This window comes from Roseivivax jejudonensis, from assembly GCF_900172265.1.
Lineage (GTDB): Bacteria > Pseudomonadota > Alphaproteobacteria > Rhodobacterales > Rhodobacteraceae > Roseivivax > Roseivivax jejudonensis.
Genome location: NZ_FWFK01000008.1, coordinates 73,134 through 89,964, shown reverse-complemented (window position 1 = coordinate 89,964; position 16,831 = coordinate 73,134). Strand labels below are relative to the sequence as shown.

The window sequence follows — 16,831 nt, the reverse complement described above, 5'->3', positions numbered from 1 at the left end:
GCCGGGTGGTTGGCTCCGGCGAAGACCGAACATTTCGGTGCCCCGCATGCGACGGCTTCAACATCCTCAAGTCGAACACCGCTATCGCCGAGGAATACTCCCGGCTGTCCCGTCAGTATAGGAAAAAGTTTTTCCCGTCCTGCCGGACCGCGTCCTGTCCGAACTTCGACCTCCCGCTGGCCCTTGCTCCAAGTGCCTACCGCGGCGCGGGACGGACTGCCCGGGGCGACCAGCGGCACCAGTGCAAGATCTGTAGGGCGACCTTCTCGCAGGGCTCGCCGACGCGCCGGCACAAGAAGACGGATCGAACCGGCGACATCCTGGTATCATTGGTCAACAAGGTGCCGATCAGTCGTATCCGGGAGACGCTGGGCGTCACTTACGGCCATATCTACAACAAGATCGAATTCCTAGAGGAGCAGTGCCTCAAGTTTGCCGCCCGGCGCGAAGAGCGCCTTGCAGACTGCTTCCGGGCTTCGGCCCCCTGCTTCGCCACCGATGCGCAGGTCATCCTCGTGAACTGGCCGGTCAAACGGCGCCGCGGCACGATCCCGTTGCTTCACATGGCGACGGTGCATCAGGGCAGCCAGTTCATCATGGCGGCCACGGTCGACTACGATCCGTCCGTTTCGCCCAAACGCGTGGACGAGGAGATGATCCAGTCCGGCGACTTCGCACTCCCGCGGTCGATGCGCCGGCAGGCGCGTCTCTGGTCGGCGCGGGAGTATGAAGCCGGCCTGTTGCGAATGAACCGCGCGATCTTTTCGGAAGACGACCTGGCCGTTGGCGGCCAGTGGAGATTGCCCGGAACAGGATCCCGCGTGCGCACAGACATCTTCATGCACGCGCACATGATGCTTGTGAAAAAACTGCTTGGTCAGGATTTCGAGCGCGCGCTCTTCTGTCTCGATGCCGAAGCCGGGCTGGCCGCGGCGACCTCGGCGATCTTCCAGCCCGAAGTCGCAGAGCGGCGTGTGGACATCGCCGAGGTGAGCTTCACCAAGGGTATGACGAACGATCTTCGCAACGAATATGCTGATCGGGGCCGGAAGGTTCGCCGCGAGCTGCTGGAGGAGCATCAGGCGGCCGTGGCCGACACCGTCGCGAGGCACGATGTGCCCGAGCTGCAGGCCCTCGTCGCGGCCGTCCTCGAAGACCGGCTCGGTGAGCTCGACCCGGCAGCGAGAGGAGACCTGCTGATGCGTGAGGGCCTGCGCTGGCCGTTCCACACCAAGGCGGAGCCGGAAAAGACGATCCGGCTGAGGACCGATCTCGGCCAGCACGGCTTCCTGGAGCTGGCGGACGTGCTGTGCCGAGCCTCGATTCACCCTGTCGATGCCTACTTCAATTTTGCCCGGCGGCGCGTTGCGGGGTTCGAGCGGGGCATTCCGACCCGCGCGAACGCGGGCCGCATCTGGCATGCCTACAGCATCTACGAGCCGGCCATGTTTCCGCGCGTCGCGAACATCCTGCGCTTCTACCACAACTACATGCTGCCCGCCTCGGACCGGAGCGGCGCAACGCCTGCCATGAAGATCGGGTTGGCGAGAGGGCTGGTGTATCGCCGAGATCTGCTCGCCGCATGACAGCTAGGCAGGACGGAACGGGCATCCGCTGCGCAAGGCTCTAAAGTCCGTTCAGCCGGGCATAAATCTGAAACTGTCCCAACGCTTCATTCCTGCCGTCTGTGGCCTTGCCCGAACTCCACGAGGAACCAGTCCACGACGCGACGGAGATGCCGCCCGCCATTCTGCTCCTTTGCCCAAGACATATACAGGCCCTCATTAGAGGGCTCCGGAGGAAACCAGATTTCCACGAGCCGCTTGGCGCGTAGGTCCGCCTCGATCATGTGGTGGGGCGCAATCGCCACGCCGTGCCCGTTCATGGCCGCGTCCAGCGCGAGCGCCGAGCGGCCGAAGTTGAGAGGGGCATGCGCCGGACGCTGTCCGGTGGCCTCGGCCAGCCGATCCCAACGGCGATGCCCGTCCTGAAGGAGCGGCAGGGTCAACAGCGTCTCCGGCCCCATCGGCCAATCGGGGCGGAGGAAGTCGGGGCTGCACACGGCGGCAAGGCGCAGTTCTGTGAGATGTCGGCTCTGATGGGCGGGGTTCGGATCGGGGGCGGTGTCAGGCCAGATGGCGATCTCGCCGCGTCCTAGGCCGCGATCCATCACCCGGTTATGAATCTCCGTGGCAAGCGAGACCCATGGGAAGGCCTTCCTGAACCGCTCCATCCGCGGCATCATCCATTTCGCCATGAAGGACGGACCGATATGCAGGGTGATCCAGCCGTCGTGCCCGGCGACGTCTGAAAGCGCGCTGTCGATGATGGCGAGCGCTTCGGTCATCGCCGCATGGCAACGCTTGCCGGCAGGTGTGAGGGATACGCCGCGCGCGCCCCGCACGAGGAGCGGTGTTCCGATCTCGAGTTCGATCTGTTTGATCCTCTGCGACACCGCTCCTCGCGAGAGGTTCAGAACCTCGGCTGCACACTGGATGTTGCCGTGCTCCGCCACGGTAGAGAAGACACGCAGGGCGTTCAGGTTCGCAGGTGGCATCGGGTTTCCCGTCGTTAGGTTTTCTAATGGCTCGGTCAGAAGTCCTGCTTTGTCAAACCTCCCCGTCCTGTCGATGCTCACGGAAGAACCCGGCTCAACCAGGAGACCGCCGTGCCCGCCACAATCCGCCCCGCGATCACCGAGGACATTCCCGCGATGGTCGAGCTATTGCTCGCCGACGCGCGAGAGCGTCATGCAGCAGACGCGCTGTTGTGGGACATGGCCGAGGATGAGGCTTCGCACGTTGAGAAGGCAGTTGCTTTCGCCCTGACCGCCGAGGCGCAACCCTTCCGACAGTTCTGGCAGGTCGCTGCGCATGGTGGACGGATCGTGGGCGTGGTTCATTCGATGCTGCTGCCCGTCCCGCCGATCTATGCCGGCGCGGACGGAAAGCCCGGCCTGATCCTGCCCGACAGCTTCGCCGTGCCGGACGCGCCCGAGGGCACGGTGAATGCGCTGGTAGAGGCTGCGCAAGCAGTTCTGCGCGAGGCCGGTGCGCGGATTTTTCTGTCGTCCTTCGTCACCGGCCCGAATTGGCGGGCCGCGTTCGAGGCCGAAGGCTATGAACCGCTGACTCTCTACTACTCGCGCTCCGATCTCGGCGATGCGGCAAGGCCGTCGGACGTCCGGTTGGCCAACGAGGCGGACGTGCCCGGAATCGTCGCACGCAGTGCCGAGAACCGGTCCGTCCTCTTCGGCATCGACCCCTTCTGGGCGATCCACCCAGAGGCAGATGCTCGCTTCGATGCCTGGATGCGACGGAGCCTGACGTTGCCTGATCGGGACATGCTGGTGATGGGCGACGCAGAAAAACTGGAGGGCTACGTGATCGCGCAGCCTGCCTCTCGACTGCACTTCCCGCCCGCCCACGACATCACCGGGACAGGCGTCATCGATGACTTCTACCATCCCGATCTCGCCGAACCGAACGCGCTTGCGAACGAAGGCGCAGGGAGCATGGCGCTCCTACGCGCCGCCGAAGCGGCTTTTGCCGAACGGAGCACTGGCGTGACCTTCGTCGTCTGCCCGGCGGGTTGGCGCTCGAAGATCGAGCTACTGGAGGCCGCCGGCTACGAGACGGCGATGGTCTGGTCGATCAAGCGATAGCCCCCCGGGAAAGGAACGTCGCCGTGAATGCCGACACAGTCAACACAGCCACAGTCTATGCGGTTCAGACCGAACAGTTCCACTCCAACCGCAGAAGCCGACCTTCCTGACCTCCGCAGCATCCAGCAAAGTGGGCTCGCGGACCTTCGGCGCAACTCCCACGAGCGGCGGCCATGCGGCCCCAGCCATCGTTGCGGATCGCGCTGGATCGGATAATCATCCCGCCATGGACTCAGCCTACCGTGTTCCCGACTCTTTTGAGACCGCGCGCTATAGCTTACGACGGATCGCTCCAGCCGATGCCTCCTCCATTTTCGAGAGCTACGCAGCGGACGCAGCCGTGACGCGGTACCTGGCGTGGCGCCCTCACACGAACATCGACGATACGACGGAGTTTGTTAAGGCTGCCACGCAGGAATGGGAGACGGGGCGCGGATTTCCCCTGGTTGTCTTCGCGCGATCCGACCCGGACGATCTGATCGGGATGTTTCACCCGCGCGCAGCCAATTCCACGGTGCGCTATGGCTATGTCCTGGCGCGGCGGGCTTGGGGTTTTGGTTGCTCCACGGAAGTCATGGCGTGGCTTGTCGAGCATGCCTTGGCGCACCCGAGGATCTTTCGCGCCGAAGCGTTCTGCGATGTCGATAATCCGGCCTCTGCACGGGTCATGGAAAAGGTGGGCATGAGCAGGGAAGGCGTACTGCGCCGGTACTTCCTACACCCCAACATGTCGGATGTTCCCCGAGACTGCCTGATGTATGCGAAGGTCAAGTGAGGGCTTATCGCCGCCATTCGGCTCATCCGGGAAGAGGCGACATGCTCGACCTGGTCAGTCGAAATCAGCTCAAACAGAAGCCCGGGCGCATTGCTGTGCCCGGGCTCGATTGATCAACATTTACCTCAGGGGCTGGGGTACCGGGCGCGTCCTTTCTTGTCAGCCATCGCTTCGAACAGCGCCTGTAAGCGCTCAACGACCGCCTCGTCCTACTTCGGGACCGGACAACTCTAGCGACACTTTTTGGGACGCGCCTGGTCCTTGAAGCGGCGACTGCGCAGATCTGTCATGCAGAGTTCCGCCACAATAAAGCCAATGGCTCGGCGCTCCGCCATGGGTCCACCAGTGTTATGGCTGCCGCTCCTTCATCGCGGACATGTCTCACTTCTCCGCGGTCGCCGTCACTGGTGTTAGGCATGCTCGACCTAGATCTCCTTCGGCCGCTCGTGGCCTGCCGCCTGAAAATTGATCCTCCCTGAAGTATGGCTTACGAGCCATTTGGAAGATGCAAAGATGCCCCAGAAGAGACACAAGCCGGAAGAGATCCTCGCGAAGCTTCGGCAGGTCGACGTGCTGGTATCGCAAGGCCAGTCGGTGGCCCAGGCTGTGCGGTCGATCGGCGTGACACAGTTCACCTACTATCGACGGCGCAGGGAGTTCGGCGGCCTGAAGACCGACCAGGTGAAGCGGCTGAAAGAGCTCGAGAAGGAGAATGAGCGTTTGCGAAAGGCGGTCTCCGACCTGACGCTCGAGAAGCTGATCCTGCGAGAGGCCGCCTCGGGAAACTTCTAAGCCCCGCCCGCCGCCGTCGGTGCATCGACCACATCAGGCAGAAGTTCGGCGTCTCGGAACGCTTAGCCTGCCTTGTGCTCGGCCAGCATCGCTCGACGCAGCGCAAGGTGCCGCGAGTGCGAGCTGACGAGAACGCGCTGACCGCGGACGTCATCGCGCTCGCCGCCCAGTACGGCCGCTACGGCTATCGTCGGATTGCAGCGATGCCGCGGGATGTCGGCTGGATCGTGAACACCAAGCGCGTTGAGCGGATGTAGCGATGGGAGGGGCTGAAAGTTCCACAAAAGCAGCCAAATAAGAGCCGGCTCCGGCTGGGTGACGGGTCATGCATCCGTCTAAGGCCGGAACGGCCGAACCATGTCTGGTCCTACGACTTCGTCGAGAGCCGGACCCATGACGGGAAGAAGTTCCGCAGGCTCAACGTGATCGACGAGTTCACCCGGGAATGCCTGGCGATCAGCATCGACCGGAAACTGAACTCGACTGCGGTGATCGACGTCCTGACCGACCTGTTCATCTTGCGAGGTGTGCCCGGACATGTTCGCTCGGATTACGGACCGGAGTTCATTGCCATAGCTGTTCGGGGCTGGATTGATGCCGTGGGAGCAATGACGGCATTCATTGAACCCGGCACCCTTGGGAGAACGGTTACTGCGAGAGCTTCAACTCGAAGCTCCGCGACGAGCTGCTCAACGGCGAGATCTTCTACTCGCTCGCAGAGGCGCGTCGTGATCGGAGCATGGCGTGTCCACTACAACGCCGTGCGGCCTCACTTATCGCTGGGCTATCGACCCTCGGCGCCGGAAGCCATCCACTGGCCGTCAAAGCGAGACGTATCTCTGCCCCCCTCGGCCCCAGCCTTGGCACCACGACCTATCATGCACTAAGACTGAAAACGGACCACCCGATGGGGGCACGCCAATCACGACGGGATCTTGCTCCTACCGTTGTCGATCACCATGCAGGACGATGTGCCCGTCGCGCAAAGCTTGCCGGACGCGTCGTCCTTCCCGATCGCTTCCAACCGGCCTTCGACCGTGATGACCTTGCGACCGCGGGACAGGACGCGCCAGACGATGCGCAGGTCCTCACCTTCGGTCGGGATCGGGCGGACAAAGCGCACGCTGGTGTCGATCGAGGTATAGGTCTCGCCCTTTGCAAGGGTCGTGTGCGCCGCGACCGCCATCGCGGTATCGAGCATCGTCATGATCCAGCCGCCATGCGTCGTGCCCATGGGATTGGCAAAGCGCGGTTCCGTGCGGCTTCGGAACTCGACCGATCCGTGGTCCCAGTGATGCGCCCGAACCGGCATGACGTCGAATATGGGCGGCATGGGCAACGTGCCCTCCCCCATGCCGGCAACGAAGTCCAGTCCCGTCATCGACAGGGCCGTTTCAGGATCGACGAGACCCGTCTTGGGGCGCGCCGTGGCGTCATCGGTCAAGGTTCTGCTCCTTTGCATTGCATTTGGGCGCGCGCGACGCCGCCCCTATCCGTCCATCACCTGACGTCCGACCTGGTCGAGAAAGGCATCCTCGTCCGGCCGCGCGCCTTCCGATGGCATGTTGTCGTCGATCACCAGAAACGAATGCCCGTGGACCAGCGTCCACAGTGAGTACGCGCGCATCAGCACGTCCGGGTCGGTCGGTTCGCGTCCGAGGCGGGCCCCGACGGCATCGAGCAGGATCCCGTAGCTTCGCCGTCCGGCACGCTGCACGTCCGGGTCCTCATCGTGGATGGTCGCGCCGAACATCACACGAAAGATTCCGGGCTCTGCGCGCGCGAAATCGATGTAGGCCTTTCCGATGGCGCTCAGGCGTTCGAGGCTCGCCTCCGGCTTTGCCTGTGCGGCGGCCTCCATCCTGTCGGCAAGCCGTTCCATTCCCGCGATAGCGACCGCCTTCATGATCTCGGGCTTGTCGCGGAAATGTTTGTAGGGGGCCGCGGAACTCACGCCCGCGCGGCGACTTGCCTCGCTGATCGAGAAGCCGTCGGGACCCTTTTCCTCGATCAGCGCGCGCACGGTCTCGAGGAGCTGCGCGCGCAGGTCGCCGTGATGGTATGGCCGGCGGTTCGACATGGCCGCTGCTATCTCGGACCCGTTTCCCGCGCGCAAGATCATTCGACGTCCCTTGCCAAAGTAAGTATCGATTACATATGTAAGCGACACTCACTTTGTAGGCGAGGGCGCGCGACGATGGAAGATGCAAATCCGCAAAGGCGCTGGAACAATGCGTTTCGACACGCCGGAACGTTCATCGTGACACTCGTGGTCGTATTGGGCGCCGGGGCGGTCGCGACCGGCCTGTCGAGCGCCATCGCGGCGCGGACGCAAGCCACCGATGGGCCTGACCCCGTGCCCGCCGCGCTCGTCGCGACGGCTTTCGCCGAGGAACAGCGCGGGTTCACGGTCTCGCGGCGTTTCGCCGGTCAGATCGAGCCGATGCGCACCGCCGCGCTTGCCTTCGAGGCGGGCGGGACGCTGTCGCGGGTGCTGGTGGACGAGGGCGACGTCGTATCCGAGGGCGAGCTTGTCGCGCGACTGGACACGCGGCGGCTGGAGGCGGAACGCGCGCGCCTGCGCGCCTTGCGCAAAGCCGACGTCGCCCGCGCGGAACTGGCGCGCCGCACGTCGGCGAGGCAAGAGGACCTTGCCCAATCGGGCTTCGCCTCCGATCAGCGCCTCGACGAGGTGCGCCTGACGCTGGCCGAGCTCGAAGCCGCGATCGCGCAGACCGACGCCGCGCTTGCAGACATCACTCTGCGCATCGAAAAGGCCGAATTGCGCGCGCCGTTCGCGGCCCGCGTGGGCACCCGGGCCGTCGACGACGGCATGGCGGTCGGCGCAGGGGTGCCCGTGCTGACGCTTCTCGAAGACAGTCGGCCGACGTTTCGCGTGGGCCTCGCGCCCCGCCTGGCGCACACGCTTTCGCCCGGCGACGCGCACGACGTGATCGTGGATGGCCAGGCCTACCCCGCGACCGTGACCGCGGTTCGACCGGACCTCGATCCCGCGACCGGAACGCGCACGGTGATCCTGCGGCTCATGGATGGCGCGCCGCCCTTCCGACAAAGCGGCACGCTCCGCCTTGACGAAAGAATCGAGACGCCGGGTTTCGCCGTGCCGCTGACGGCGCTGCGCGAAGGGGTGCGCGGCGCCTGGACGGTGACGGTCGCGCAACCCGACGGATCGGGCGGGCATGTCGCCGCGATGGCCGCGGTCGAGATGATCCACGCAGACGACCGCATCGCTTACGTGCGCGGCACGATCCGGACCGGGGCCCGCGTGGTCGTCGACGGCACCCACCGCCTGGTGCCACGCCAGCGCATCCGTCTCGCGGCCGATGAGCCCGGCCTCGCCTCCGCCGACATCGGACGCGAGTGATGGAGACGCTGACCTTCCGCAAGCCGCGTGTCGTTGCGCTGGTGCTGCTGGTGATCCTCGCGGCGGGTATATCCGCCCTGACCGCCATCGGTCGGCAAGAGGATCCGACCATCACCAACCTGTTCGGGACGATCACGACCACCCTGCCCGGTGCCGATCCCGAACGGATCGAGACGCTGGTCACCGCCGAGATTGAAGATGCAGTTCGCGAGACGCCCGAGGTCGACGTGATTGCGTCGACCTCCGACACGGGGATCTCCATCGTCTCGGTCGAGCTTGGCGCCGCGACGCTCGCGGACGAGCTGGGCCGCATCTGGACGGAGATGCGCGACGATCTGGCCGATCTCGCGCCCACATTGCCCGAGGGCGCGTCCGAGCCCGATCTGTCGACCGACGGCTCCGACTTTGCAGCGATCGTCGCCATATCGTCGCAGATGCCGGACATTCCGGCGACGATCCCCGCGCGCTACGCCGAGGATCTGGCCAAGCGGCTGCGCAACGTTCCCGGCACCGAACTGGTCGAGGTGTTCGGCGCGCCGGACGAAGACGTGCTCGTGACGCTCGATCCCGTCGCCGCGGCCCAACTGGGATTGACGGCCGCCGACGTCTCTCGCGCCGTCGCCGCGGCCGACGCGAAGGGCCAGGCGGGGCGGGTGCGCGGGTCCGGCACGGAGCTGAGCGTCGCGCTAGAGGGCGAGGTGCGCGCGCTCGACCGGCTGCGCGACGTCGTTCTGCGCGACGGTGCGGACGGACAGGTGACACGTCTGGGCCAGATCGCGGAGGTCACGCGGGGTCCGCGCCTGCCGGTGGCGGAAGCGGCCCTTCAGGACGGACGCGATGCCATCCTTGTCGCCGCGCGGCCGGTGGACGGAGTCCAGATCGACATCTGGGCGGGCTTCGTGCGCGACGATCTGGCTGCGTACCAGTCAAGGGTCCCGGACGGGCTCGCGCTCGACCTTGTCTTCGACCAGAGCGTCTATACCGCCGACCGGCTGACCGAGGTCGGCATCAACATGGCCATCGGCGTGTCGCTGGTCGTGGCTGTCCTGCTTTTGACGCTGGGTTTGCGCGCGGCGCTCGTCGTCGCCGTCGTCTTGCCGGTCGTAACCTTGCTGACGCTCGCCACGATGAACGTCATAGGCTTGCCGATCCAGCAGATGTCCGTGACCGGGCTGATCGTCGCGCTTGGCCTGCTTGTCGATGCGGGAATCGTCATGACCGACGAGATCGGGCAGCGATTGCGCCGCGGCGACGCCCGGGTCGATGCCGTTGGCGGGGCTGTCCGCCGCCTTGCCGCGCCGCTTCTGGCCTCGACGGTCACGACGGCGCTCAGCTTCACGCCGCTGATCCTGTTGCCGGGCGGCGCGGGCGATTTCGTGGGGTCCATCGCGATCGCGGTCGTCGTGATGCTGATCTGGTCCTTCGTGGTCGCGACGACGATCACACCAGCGATCGCCGGCTGGGCGCTGCGCAAAGGGACGGGCGGCGGCATCCCGGGCGGCGCCGTCGCGCGGGTGTTCCGCGCGTCGGTTGCGGCCTCGGTGGCCAACCCCGTGCGCTCGATCGCGCTTGCGCTCGTCCTGCCCATCGTTGGCTTCCTGAGCCTGCCCGGCCTCACGGCGCAATTCTTTCCCGGCGTCGATCGCGACCAGTTCACCGTCGACCTCGACATGGCCCCCGGCGCGTCCATCGCGGTCACGCGCGTAGCGGTCGGTGCGCTCGACGCGCGTCTGAGGGTCGAAGACGACATCGAAAGCGTGACATGGGTCCTCGGCCGGTCCGCGCCGGGCTTCTACTACAACATCGTGGGCGACCGCGACGGCGACGCGGGCTACGCGCAGGCGCTGATCCGCTCCGCCTCGCCCGAGGCGACGGAGGCGCTGTTGCCGGTTCTCGAGCGTGACCTGCCCGACCTCGCCCCCGGCGCGCAGGTACGCGTGCAGGGCCTTGTCCAGGGCCCGCCCGTGCCCGCGCCGGTGGAAATGCGGCTTGTGGGCGACGATCTCGCCGTCTTGCGCGAGACCGGTGACGCCCTGCGCCGAATCATGGACGGAGTCGATGTGATCACGCTTGCCCGGTCGACGCTGGGCCAGGCCGCGCCCGAGGCGACCGTCGCGGTGGACGAACCGCTGGCGCGCACGCTCGGGCTGGACCTATCGGTGATCTCAGGCCAGATCCGGGCGGCGCTCGACGGGGTGACGGGCGGGTCGATGGTCGAGGGCACGGAACAACTGCCGATCCGGGTGCGGCTCGGCGATGCGACGCGCGGCGATCTCGATGCGGTGCGCGACCTTCCGATCCTGCGCGCGGACGCGCGCGCCATCGCGGCCGAGGGGGGCTGGCCGGCAGTCCCGCTGTCGGCCATCGCGACAGTCGACGTGACCCCGGCCGAAGGCGCGATCACACGGCGCAACGGCGAACGCGTGAACACCGTGCAGGGCTTCATCCTTCGCAGCGTTCTGCCCGACGAGGCACTGACCCGGGTTCAGGCCGCGCTCGAGGCCGAGGATTTCGCGCTGCCGGACGGTGTCCGGCTCGAGCTCGGCGGCGACAGCGATGCGCGTGCCGACACGCTCGGCAACCTGATCGCGGCCCTGCCGGTTATCGTCTTGGCCTCGATCGCGGCGATCGTGCTGACCTTCGGCTCGTTCCGTCTTGCCGCCGTGACGCTGGTGGTGAGCGGCCTGTCGGCCGGTTTGAGCCTGCTGGCGCTCGCCATGTTCCAGTATCCGTTCGGTTTGCAGGCGATCATCGGTCTCGTGGGCTCCATCGGCGTCTCGATCAACGCGGCGATCATCATCCAGACGGGTCTGCAAGCCGACCGCGCCGCGAACGCGGGCGCTCGCGATGCGATGGTCGAGGTGGTGATGCGGTCGAGCCGGCATATCGTCTCCACGACGATCACAACGTTCGGTGGCTTCCTGCCGCTGATCGTGGAGGGCGGCGGCTTCTGGCCACCCTTTGCCATGGCGGTGGCAGGCGGCGTCCTTCTGTCGACCGTCGTCAGTTTTTACTTCGTGCCGCCGATGTTCGTGCTGGTGCGCCCTCGGACTGATGCACACAACGTGGATTCGGAGCCTACAGCCCTTTCTTCCGAACTCTCGGGTCGACTTGGCGTGTGACCCGGCGTGGAAAAGTGGGTCTGACGCATATTTGGGGCAGATGATGCTTTTGAGCGCTACATTTTGGCAATCTTCGCGGGAGGTTGCCCATGGCATCTGGAATGGATCGACGGGCGTTCCTGCCCGGAGGGTTGAAGGCGGAACGTGTCGAGGTGGTGGACGACAGTGTGTTGATCCATGCGCGTCCGGTCGGGGGAGTTGCCGCCTGCCCAAGATGCGGCGAGATTTCCCGGCGCGTTCATAGTCACTACCAGCGTCGTCGTGCGGATCTGTCGGCGCATGGCCGACAAGTCAGGCTCGTTCTGTCTGCTCGGCGCTTTAGGTGCTGGTCCCCTCTGTGCCGGACACGGATCTTCGCGGAGCGGTTCTCGCCGGCAATTGCTCAGCCATACGCGCGGCGGACAGGGCGCGTGCAAGACCTGGTCCGTCATCTCGGTCTTGCCTTGGGAGGGCGTCCCGCTCAGGCCCTAGTCGCACGACTGCTACTGCCGGTCAGCAAGGAACCTTCCTGCGCAGCGTCCGCACCGCGGTGAGACCGCCGTCCAGCGCGCCGCGGGTGATCGGTATCGACGACTGGGCCTGGCGGCGCGGCCAGCGCTACGGCACTTTGATCTGCGATCTCGAGCGACGTCAGGTCATCGACCTGCTGCCGGACAGGGAGCCGGCGACCGTGGAGGCATGGCTGAGGGCGCAGCCGCAGATCGAGGTGGTCGCCCGTGATCGGAATGGTGGCTATGGCAGTGCGGTCACGCGGGCCTTGAACCGAGCGGTCCAGGTCGCGGATCGCTGGCATCTCCTCGAGAACGTCAGCGCGGCGTCACTGGCGGCAGTGCGACGGCAGATGCCAATAATTCGCCGCGCGGTTGGTGCGACGGAGCTCGATCCCGCCCTGCTCACTGCGGCCGAGCGCCTGCAATACGACGGCTTCCAGCGCCGAGAGCAGACGAACGAGACCGTGCGGCGCATGGCCAGTGAAGGTGTTCCGATCAAACGTATCGTGCGAGCGACAGGGCTGAGCCGCGTTCTCGTCCGCCGGATCGTGCGTGACGAGCTCGACGATGTCTTCCGGGTGCGCCAGAATAGCCTGACCCCCTGGCTGCCTCGGCTGGAGGAAGATTGGGCAGGCGGATGTCGCAATGCCACGGAGATTTGGCGCCGGCTTCGCACCTCGGGCTTCGGCGGTAGCCTCCGGGTGGTAAGTGAATGGGCCACGCGACAGCGGCGCGCTGAAAGTGTGGTGCTGTCGGGGTCCGGGAGGTGCCCATCCGAGCGCAGGATCGCGCAACTCATGACCTCGGCACGCAATCACCTTTCCAGGGCGGACGCCGTGCTCGTTGCACAAGTCGAAGCCGCGCTGCCAGCTTTGGCGGCCACCCGTCTCCTCGTCGACCGGTTCGTCGCAATGGTGCGCAACGGCACATCGGACGACCTGGCGGGGTGGCTCGTTGAAGCAGCGACCAGCGAGATCGCCTCAATCACCCGTGGCCTCGCTTCTGGTCGAGCTGCCGTGGTCGCAGCCCTGACGGAGCCCTGGTCCAACGGTCAAACGGAGGGGCAGATCAACCGCCTCAAGACCCTCAAACGACAGATGTATGGCAGGTGCAACATCGAGCTTCTGAAAGCGCGTCTGGTCGCTGCATCATGACGCTGGAGAAGCACCAAATTTGATTCAGAGCCTCTATTGGCTGCCGATTGACATGGATGGCTCTCTTCAGCGAAAAATCATGATTTTTCCAGGCCTTTGCTGCAGAGGCGAACTGGCATTCAAGACCTTAGTTCGAGCCACGGTTGGCGGCGAGGTATCGTAGGATCAGGGTCGGTTGAAGCAGCGCCTCTTAGCATGCGCTAGATTTGGCGTCGGAAGCGCCGCGCCGGTTGAGCAAGTTAGAAATTTCTCGACCTGATGAATCCGTTCCGAATTCGAAACAGCCAATTCCACTACACTAACTTCAACACAAGGATCGCGTGAGCATTTTAGAACAACGAGGTCGGCGCCTTCCCAGGTCGGCCATGATATAAAGTGTTCTGAAAGGATCAAACATGACACGCTACAAACTCGCGTCACTTGTCGCCGCAACCGCTCTCGTATTCGGCGCATCGGCCGCAACCGCGACGCCGTATGAGTCCGCGGAAATACAACTTCGTCCCTATGTGGGTGACGTTGATCTTTCCGATTTCAACCAAACCGAAATCGCGTCGCTGATGAACGTCCTCAACTCGGGTGACAGCTTCGGCGACACGGAGTCTGTTCTCGAGTCACTCATCCGCCAGTATCGCTGATCCAAGCTCGCCTGGTGAACGCTAAGTGCGGAGCGGTACCAACCGCTTCGCATATTTCCATTGCCTTCGACCCTCTTTCGAAAAACGAAATCTTCTCCAATGAGAAAATACCAGCATCGACAGTTTGAGGTTCAGAATCCACGCCCGACCCGCAGAACGTACTCTCCAAGCGTGTTCATGAATTCCCTGACGGCTGGTACGCTCGCTCGTCTTGGAGGAAACGCGGCGTAGATCTCGACGTCGGGTCCGCGATATCCCGGCAAAGCTTCGACGAAATCGTTGGAGCCGATCCGCGCGCGTCCGTAGAGTTCCGGAAGAAACACCACCCCGGTTCCTGCACGAAGAATTCCCAACGCTACGGTCGGGTCTCCCACTTGCACGAGAGGTGGCTGCTGGAACTTCAAAACCTGTCCTGACGCGTTGCGCAACGTCCAGTCCCTTGGGCTTCCGGGTACGTCGATCAAGATACGCCCGAGGCCGGCGACGGCTTCCGGATCGTGCAAATCGACATCTTTTTCACGCAGAGCAGATACGTAGAGCTTGAGCGGCGATGTCAGAACACGCCTGGCCACGAGATGCGCCTCTTCGGGTCTCCCGAGACGCAGAACGACGTCGAGATTCTCTGCAAGCGGGTCCGGACCGTGACCTGTCACCACGATCGAGGTTTCCACAGCCGGGTAGCGGTGACCGAACTCGGCAATAACCGGTGCAAGCAATTGCTGCGCCGACAGGGCACTGGCCGCAATCCGCAACGGGCCGCGAGGCACGCCATGTGCAGCATTCAAAGCCGTTTCCGCCTCCCTAGCGGCTCTCAGACTGTCCTGGGCGATCGGCAGAAGAACGTGGCCCGCCTGGGTCAGTGCTAAGCCTCGACCGACTCGGTCGAAGAGTGGACCTTCCGCCAGACCTTCGAGCCTCGATAGCGCCCGCGACAGGCGAGCCTTCGAAAGGCCATACTGGCGCTCGGCGGCACTAATGCCGCCCGCTTCAGACATCAGTGCAAAAAGGCGCAAGTCCTCTAAGCTCAACTTGGGTTCATCTGCCACTTCGCCGCACGCCAACTGTTCCGAATTTGGAATGAGATGTTCCGTTGTCGGTCGTTTTTCAACGCGCCGTTGCAAGTATTTTTGACCCAGCAAACTCTGGAGCCGCAAGATGGCCGCCGAAAACGCCTCGAGCATGACGTTGTTCTTCGATCCCGCAGACGCCGAAACCGGTCGGGTTGAGCGGGCAATGCGCGAAGCGGATCTCGCGTTCCGCCGAATTGATATCTCGACAAACAAGCTGATGGCGCGCGCTGCGACGTATCTGTCGGGCTCGTCAACATTTCCTCAATTGTTCGTCGGCGATCTGAACATCGAACGCTGTGATATCGAACCACTTGCTCAAGATGGGTCACTGGCGGCCCTGTCGGGTCACAAGACGGACAGGATCGACCTCGCGGCCCTATCCAGCGAGGGTCTGGAGACCGCAGTCGAGCCCATCAACTTGAGCGACCTCATTCCCGTCAAAGATGGTCGTGACGATCGCGAGCCTGAGACGTGGCCGATGCTGCAGTTCTTCAGTCGCTTGTTCGGGTTTTGGCCGAACATGTGCAGCCCGCTCTACAGATGGCCGCAAGCCTACAAGCTTTCGTTCTATTGTCAGCACATGCCTGCCATGGCCGAAGCGCTGGAGCTTCTCGGACACCGCACGACTACGAGCGTCGCGCTGTCTGCGTCTCACAGATACGGCTGTCGATACAGCCTGATCCACGCCGCCGTTGCCGGTGGTGAGCGAAGCCTCGAAACTGCCCGAGAATTCTCGCAGTCACTTCGGGAAGGTGCGAATGGAACTGGCGGACCACCAGACTTGCGCAAATCATGCATCGACCTTGCGGCCCGCTCGGTCACCAATAGCGTGGCGGACGAACACCTCGCCGCAATGGCGAGCGTCTCCTCGGACGCCTCGGAGGCCAACCGTCGCGTCTCGGCGGTTGCCGCGATAGCGGCCTCCTTCGGGTTTCTCAACGTCTTTTGTTCCTTATCCGGAGTCGAGCCGGAAGGACATTGGACCTGTCAGGCCAACAAACACGCCGGTTTCGATGTCGGGGCGGCTGCACGTGAAGGTCCGGTCTTTCCCTTGCCGGATTATGCCCCACCCAAGGGCCGGACACCCACGCTCGACGGGATGCTCGACACATATCGCGCCAACGTCGAGGATGCCGGCGGAGTGGAGGCCTATTGCCGTCGCGAACTCGGCATCATGCCGAGATGGATTGGTCTCTGGCCCGAGGGTGGCCGAGCACTTCACGCGTATTTTTACACCGAAATGATGCAGACGCGTACGCACGAACGTATCCCGTCCGAGTTGCGGCATCTTATGGCGCATGTGTCCGCGGCGGCTCGGGATCATTCCTACTTGGCTTCATTCGAAGGCTGGCAAGCCTGGCGCACAGGTGGCGCCGATACGTGGAGCCTCGATCGCTTACGCCACGCTTACGACGCCTCCCGGATGCGGTTCGTTCCAAGTGGACTCTACAACGCCCGTGAGCGTGCCGCGCTCAAACTGGCGTGGGTCTCCGCGCAAATACCTGCGCGGGCACCGCGGCGCTGGATTCAGGATGCGGCTGAGCATTTCGATCCTGAAGAACTGGTCCAATTGTTGACGACAAGTGCCGTCGCCGGCCTCACGCAACGGTTCTGCGCAATTGCTCGGCCGTCCACTGAAGGCATGATCCGTAGCTTCTTCAAAGAGCACGGCCTTCCTTCCGATGCGCTGTCGATGCGCTACCCGCTGGACGGCGTCATGGGCACCTCGACCCTTTAGCGTCC

13 protein-coding genes and 2 pseudogenes are annotated in these 16,831 nt (G+C 64.3%); 11 read left to right on the top strand and 4 right to left on the bottom strand.

From position 1 onward, the window contains the following. Nucleotides 1-5 precede the first annotated feature (5 nt). Nucleotides 6-1,586: a hypothetical protein gene (locus ROJ8625_RS18545; protein ID WP_159456816.1), complete on the top strand. Its 1,581-nt coding sequence runs from the start codon at nucleotides 6-8 to the stop codon at nucleotides 1,584-1,586. An 86-nt stretch (nucleotides 1,587-1,672) separates the two neighbouring features. Here the strand turns inward: ROJ8625_RS18545 and ROJ8625_RS18540 are convergent, their stop codons facing one another. Beyond that, a complete protein-coding gene (locus tag ROJ8625_RS18540) occupies nucleotides 1,673-2,638 on the bottom strand; it encodes a LysR family transcriptional regulator (protein WP_143535186.1) in 966 nt (321 codons plus the stop codon). Between the two features lie 30 nt (nucleotides 2,639-2,668). On the opposite strand from ROJ8625_RS18540, the gene ROJ8625_RS18535 reads away from it, so the two are divergent. The 5 genes and pseudogenes from ROJ8625_RS18535 to ROJ8625_RS21595 all read left to right on the top strand — a co-directional run. After that, on the top strand, nucleotides 2,669-3,664 hold the full coding sequence (locus ROJ8625_RS18535) for a GNAT family N-acetyltransferase (protein ID WP_085793420.1): 996 nt from the start codon (nucleotides 2,669-2,671) through the stop codon (nucleotides 3,662-3,664). Nucleotides 3,665-3,890: 226 nt separating this feature from the next. Beyond that, complete coding sequence (locus ROJ8625_RS18530) at nucleotides 3,891-4,439, top strand: GNAT family N-acetyltransferase (RefSeq protein WP_085793419.1); 549 nt, start codon at nucleotides 3,891-3,893, stop codon at nucleotides 4,437-4,439. A gap of 513 nt (nucleotides 4,440-4,952) precedes the next feature. After that, nucleotides 4,953-5,231, top strand: coding sequence for a transposase (locus ROJ8625_RS21605; RefSeq protein WP_503128381.1), 279 nt, complete (start codon nucleotides 4,953-4,955; stop codon nucleotides 5,229-5,231). A 116-nt stretch (nucleotides 5,232-5,347) separates the two neighbouring features. Further along, entirely contained in the window at nucleotides 5,348-5,488 is a 141-nt protein-coding gene (locus ROJ8625_RS21600; RefSeq protein ID WP_503128380.1) for an IS3 family transposase, read from the top strand. A 12-nt stretch (nucleotides 5,489-5,500) separates the two neighbouring features. Next, nucleotides 5,501-5,998, top strand: a pseudogene (locus ROJ8625_RS21595) (DDE-type integrase/transposase/recombinase); the annotation flags it as partial. 155 nt (nucleotides 5,999-6,153) lie between these two features. On the opposite strand, the gene ROJ8625_RS18520 reads toward ROJ8625_RS21595, so the two are convergent. Both ROJ8625_RS18520 and ROJ8625_RS18515 read right to left on the bottom strand, forming a co-directional pair. Further along, complete coding sequence (locus ROJ8625_RS18520) at nucleotides 6,154-6,675, bottom strand: PaaI family thioesterase (protein ID WP_234984316.1); 522 nt, start codon at nucleotides 6,673-6,675, stop codon at nucleotides 6,154-6,156. 45 nt (nucleotides 6,676-6,720) lie between these two features. Next, nucleotides 6,721-7,353, bottom strand: coding sequence for a TetR/AcrR family transcriptional regulator (locus ROJ8625_RS18515; RefSeq protein WP_085793540.1), 633 nt, complete (start codon nucleotides 7,351-7,353; stop codon nucleotides 6,721-6,723). A gap of 138 nt (nucleotides 7,354-7,491) precedes the next feature. Here ROJ8625_RS18515 and ROJ8625_RS18510 point away from each other — a divergent pair, with 138 nt between their 5' ends. The 4 genes and pseudogenes from ROJ8625_RS18510 (at nucleotide 7,492) to ROJ8625_RS18495 (ending at nucleotide 14,018) form a co-directional block, all read left to right on the top strand. Continuing rightward, nucleotides 7,492-8,616, top strand: a complete 1,125-nt coding sequence (locus ROJ8625_RS18510) for an efflux RND transporter periplasmic adaptor subunit (protein ID WP_159456815.1) — start codon at nucleotides 7,492-7,494, stop codon at nucleotides 8,614-8,616. Next, nucleotides 8,616-11,738, top strand: a complete 3,123-nt coding sequence (locus ROJ8625_RS18505; protein ID WP_085793417.1) for an efflux RND transporter permease subunit — start codon at nucleotides 8,616-8,618, stop codon at nucleotides 11,736-11,738. Before ROJ8625_RS18510 ends, ROJ8625_RS18505 begins: the two co-directional genes overlap by 1 nt. Nucleotides 11,739-11,827: 89 nt before the next feature. Continuing rightward, nucleotides 11,828-13,383 (top strand): annotated as a pseudogene (locus ROJ8625_RS18500) (ISL3 family transposase). 395 nt (nucleotides 13,384-13,778) lie between these two features. Beyond that, nucleotides 13,779-14,018, top strand: a complete 240-nt coding sequence (locus tag ROJ8625_RS18495; RefSeq protein ID WP_085793416.1) for a hypothetical protein — start codon at nucleotides 13,779-13,781, stop codon at nucleotides 14,016-14,018. 131 nt (nucleotides 14,019-14,149) lie between these two features. Here ROJ8625_RS18495 and ROJ8625_RS18490 read toward each other — a convergent pair whose 3' ends face one another. Then, a complete protein-coding gene (locus ROJ8625_RS18490) occupies nucleotides 14,150-15,199 on the bottom strand; it encodes a LysR family transcriptional regulator (protein ID WP_085793415.1) in 1,050 nt (349 codons plus the stop codon). Between ROJ8625_RS18490 and ROJ8625_RS18485 the strand changes: the two genes are divergently transcribed. Then, nucleotides 15,174-16,826, top strand: coding sequence for a hypothetical protein (locus ROJ8625_RS18485; RefSeq protein WP_085793414.1), 1,653 nt, complete (start codon nucleotides 15,174-15,176; stop codon nucleotides 16,824-16,826). The genes ROJ8625_RS18490 and ROJ8625_RS18485 overlap by 26 nt on opposite strands. Nucleotides 16,827-16,831 lie beyond the last annotated feature (5 nt).

What these genes read in the sequence shown, in the direction of transcription:
- ROJ8625_RS18530 (WP_085793419.1), top strand. Translation starts at nt 3,891, where the DNA reads ATGGACTCAGCCTACCGTGTTCCCGACTCTTTTGAGACCGCGCGCTAT.
- ROJ8625_RS21605 (WP_503128381.1), top strand. Translation starts at nt 4,953, where the DNA reads ATGCCCCAGAAGAGACACAAGCCGGAAGAGATCCTCGCGAAGCTTCGG.
- ROJ8625_RS18515 (WP_085793540.1), bottom strand. Translation starts at nt 7,353, where the DNA reads ATGATCTTGCGCGCGGGAAACGGGTCCGAGATAGCAGCGGCCATGTCG.
- ROJ8625_RS18505 (WP_085793417.1), top strand. Translation starts at nt 8,616, where the DNA reads ATGGAGACGCTGACCTTCCGCAAGCCGCGTGTCGTTGCGCTGGTGCTG.
- ROJ8625_RS18495 (WP_085793416.1), top strand. Translation starts at nt 13,779, where the DNA reads ATGACACGCTACAAACTCGCGTCACTTGTCGCCGCAACCGCTCTCGTA.
- ROJ8625_RS18485 (WP_085793414.1), top strand. Translation starts at nt 15,174, where the DNA reads ATGGCCGCCGAAAACGCCTCGAGCATGACGTTGTTCTTCGATCCCGCA.
- ROJ8625_RS18490 (WP_085793415.1), bottom strand. Translation starts at nt 15,199, where the DNA reads ATGCTCGAGGCGTTTTCGGCGGCCATCTTGCGGCTCCAGAGTTTGCTG.